Here is a 3,666-nt window from a genome sequence, read left to right as displayed (position 1 = left end):
ACTCGCGTAATGTGACTAGCATAGCAACCTGAAGTTGGGCTTGTATATCTTTATTTCTATCTTGAATTGGAAAAAAGGGCGCGCCGTGGTGCGGCGCGTCCTTTCGCTTGGTCGGACAAGGAGCTGATCGATCAGCTGCCTTGTTTGGCCGAAAGCCGGAAGAGCGAGCCATTCTCAAAATCGGTGACAATGAGAATACTTCCGTCCGAATCCACTTCGACGTCACGCACACGGCCGATATCACGCAGCAGGCGCTCTTCGGCGACGACCCTGTCACCGTCGAGTTCCAGCCGCACCAGACCGCCGGGATAGAGCGAGGAGATCAGCACATCGCCTTTCCAGTCGGCGAACATATCGCCGTCATAGGTGATCATGCCGGCGGGTGCGATGACCGGGTCCCAGAAATAGGCGGGCTGTTCCATGCCTTCCATATGGGCCTTGCCGCTGCCCACGGGTTTGCCGGAATATTGCTCGCCGTAGGAAACGACGGGCCAGCCGTAGTTCTTGCCGGCCTCGGCCTTGTTCAACTCGTCACCGCCCTTGGGGCCGTGTTCGATCGTCCAGAGGGCGCCGTCGCGGTACATCGCGCCCTGGATGTTGCGGTGCCCGTAGCTCCAGATCCAGTCGATGGCATCCGCGTCACCGACATATGGGTTGTCCTGCGGGATGCTGCCGTCGAGGTTGAAGCGCACGGTCTTGCCGAAGGTGGTATTCAGGTCCTGCGCCTTCTCGCGGTTTTCCTGGGTGAAATGTTCGCCCGTCGTCACGAAGACATGACCGCTCCCGTCGAAGACGACCCGGCTGCCAAAGTGCATCGGGGCCTCTACCGCGGGTTCCTGAACGAAGAATTCGTTCACACCGGAGACGGAAGTCATGTCATCGGACAGGGTGCCGAAGGCGGCCGCCGTGGCGGTCTTGTTGTCCTTCATCGGCTTGGCGTAGGTCCAGAAGATGCGCCGTGTCTCGGCAAAGTCGGGGGCGAGCGCGATGTCCAGCAAGCCGCCCTGCTTTTTCGCGAGCACGTCGGGCAGGCCCTTGATCGGCTCGGAAAGCGTGCCGTCCGCAGAAACATGGCGCAGGTTGCCCGCGCGTTCGGTCACCAGCAGGCCCGCGCCATCCGGCAGCACTTCGATCCCCCAGGGGTGGACGAGACCGCCGACCACGGTTTCCTTCTGGAACTGCACGCCGGAATTCTTCAGCGGGGCGCGGAACTGCGCGTCGAAAGCGGGCTGGAAATCGGTGTTCCGGTTGCCGCGCTCGAAAGTGACCTCTTGCGCCGCAAGCGGGCTGGCGAGGAGGGCGGCTGTCAGTATTGGAATGGTACGCATGTAACGATCCTCTCTGGTTAAATGGGGTCTTGGGAACCCAACCTGCCAGCATGGCGGGTGTTCGTTCACAAACCCGTGAGAGGACGGGCCGGGGCGCGTTGGCCCCGGACCCTGAGATGTTTACAGCAGCGCGCGCGCCCGCTCGGCCACCACGTCGGCGGTGATGCCGAATTTTTCGAACAATTCCTCCGCCGGGGCGGAGGCGCCGAAGCGGTCCATGCCGACGAAATCGGCCTTGCCGAACTTGCCGCGTTCGCCCAGCAGCCAACGGTCCCAACCCATACGGACGCCTGCCTCGACCCCGACGCGGACGGCGCCGCCCGGCAGGATCCGCTTGCGATAGGCGTCGTCTTGCTGGGCGAAAAGCTCCATGCAGGGCATGGAAACGACGCGGGTGCCGATGCCCTCGGCCTGCAGCTTCTCGCGCGCGTCCATGGCCACCGAAACCTCGGAGCCGGAAGCGATCAGGATAACCTGCCGCTTGCCTTCCGCATCGGCCAGCACATAGGCCCCGCGCGCCGTCAGGTTGTTGTTCTTGTGCTCCTTGCGGACCGCGGGCACGCCTTGACGGGTCAGCGACAGGACCGAAGGTGTCGCCTTTTCGGTCAGGGCGATTTCCCAGGCCTCGGCGGTTTCGACCGTATCGGCGGGGCGGAAGACCAGCGTGTTGGGGGTGGCGCGGCTGATGGCCAGATGTTCGACCGGCTGGTGGGTCGGCCCGTCCTCGCCCAGGCCGATACTGTCATGGGTCATGACGAAGACGGTGGGCACCTGCATCAGCGCGGCAAGGCGCATGGCGGGGCGGGCGTAATCGGTGAAACACATGAAGGTGCCGCCATAGGGGCGGATGCCGCCGTGCAGCGCCATGCCGTTCATGGCGGCGGCCATGCCATGTTCGCGGATACCCCAATAGACATAGCGGCCCGTGCGGTTGTCCACGTCGAAGACGCCCAGATCGCCCGTCTTGGTGTTGTTGGAGCCGGTGAGATCGGCGGAGCCGCCCACGGTTTCGGCCATGATCGGGTTGATCACCTCCAGCACCTTTTCGCTGCTGGCCCGGGTGGCCAACTTGGGTGCCGCTTCGGACATCTGCTTCTTGAAGGCCTTGATCGTGGCGCTCAGCTTCTTGGGCGCGTCGAACGCCAGCGCGCGGTTGAACGTCTCGCGCTTGGAGCGGGGCATCTGGTCGAACCGTTCCTCCCAGTCGCGCCTCGCCTCGGCACCGCGTTTGCCGATGTCTTCCCAAGCGGATTTCACGTCCTCCGGAACCTCGAAGGGGCCGGCGGACCAGCCGTAGGCTTCCTTGGCCGCGGCGAGCTGTTCGGGATCGGTGAGCGCCCCGTGCCCCTTGGATGTGTCCTGTGCCGCATGGCCGAGGGCGATATGCGTCTTGCAGGCGATCATGGTGGGGCGGTCGGATTTGCGCGCCTCGGTCAGCGCGGCATCGATCGCTTCCGGGTCGTGGCCATCGATCTCGATCGTGTGCCACTGGGCGGCGGCGAAGCGGGCGACCTGATCGGTGCGGTCCGACAGGCTGACGGGTCCATCGATGGTGATGTCGTTGTTGTCCCACAGAACGATGAGCTTGCTCAGCTTGTGGCGCCCGGCGAGGGTGATCGCCTCTTGGCTGACCCCTTCCATCAGGCAGCCGTCACCGGCGATGACATAGGTGTGGTGATCCACGACCTTCTTGCCGTAGGTGGCGCGCTGCATCTCTTCGGCCATGGCAAAGCCCACGGACATGGCGATGCCCTGACCCAGCGGGCCGGTGGTGGTTTCGATGGCATCGGCGAGGAAGTTTTCCGGGTGGCCCGCGGTGCGCGCGCCCAACTGGCGGAAATTCTTGATCTCCGACAGGGGGAATTGTTCATAGCCCGTCAGGTGCAGCAGGGAATAGAGCAGCATGGAGCCGTGGCCCGCCGAAAGGATGAAGCGGTCCCGGTCCGGCCAGAGCGGTGCGGCGGCATCGAATTTCAGGTGTTTCTCGAACAACACGGTCGCGACGTCGGCCATGCCCATGGGCATGCCGGAATGGCCGGAATTGGCTTCGGCCACGGCATCGAGCGTGAGCGCCCGGATGGCGGTCGCTTTGGACCAGTGATCGGGATGGGCTTTGGCGAGGGCTTGCAGATCCACGGGCATGCACTTTCCTGTCGGGGATGGAGCGGGTTTGGCCGTCAATAGCAGCCGACCGCCAAAGTTCAAGCGCAACCGCCCCGGCGGGGCGGACGGAGCCGATTGCCGCGTGAACAAGTGCTGCCAAGCGATTGATATGATATGGGGCGCATTCTTGCGGCGCATTGGGTAGGATTGTACTCGAACCGCGCCTGTGCGATTC

Annotated in this window: 2 protein-coding genes; both read right to left on the bottom strand. The window is 63.8% G+C overall.

The window, feature by feature from the left end; translation table 11 throughout:
* Positions 1 to 131 precede the first annotated feature (131 nt).
* On the bottom strand, positions 132 to 1,328 hold the full coding sequence (locus A3764_RS14120) for a PQQ-dependent sugar dehydrogenase (protein WP_067922264.1): 1,197 nt from the start codon (positions 1,326 to 1,328) through the stop codon (positions 132 to 134).
* Between the two features lie 120 nt (positions 1,329 to 1,448).
* Positions 1,449 to 3,464 carry a transketolase gene (gene tkt / locus A3764_RS14115; protein WP_067922275.1) on the bottom strand — a complete coding sequence of 672 codons (2,016 nt, stop codon included), beginning with the start codon at positions 3,462 to 3,464 and terminating at the stop codon, positions 1,449 to 1,451.
* Positions 3,465 to 3,666 lie beyond the last annotated feature (202 nt).

This window comes from Sulfitobacter sp. HI0129, assembly GCF_001635395.1.
In the GTDB taxonomy this organism is placed as follows: domain Bacteria; phylum Pseudomonadota; class Alphaproteobacteria; order Rhodobacterales; family Rhodobacteraceae; genus Sulfitobacter.
This window is presented reverse-complemented; position numbering and strand designations above follow the sequence as displayed.

Coding starts and splice junctions, on each gene's coding strand:
- A3764_RS14120 (WP_067922264.1), bottom strand. CDS start 1,328: ATGCGTACCATTCCAATACTGACAGCCGCCCTCCTCGCCAGCCCGCTT.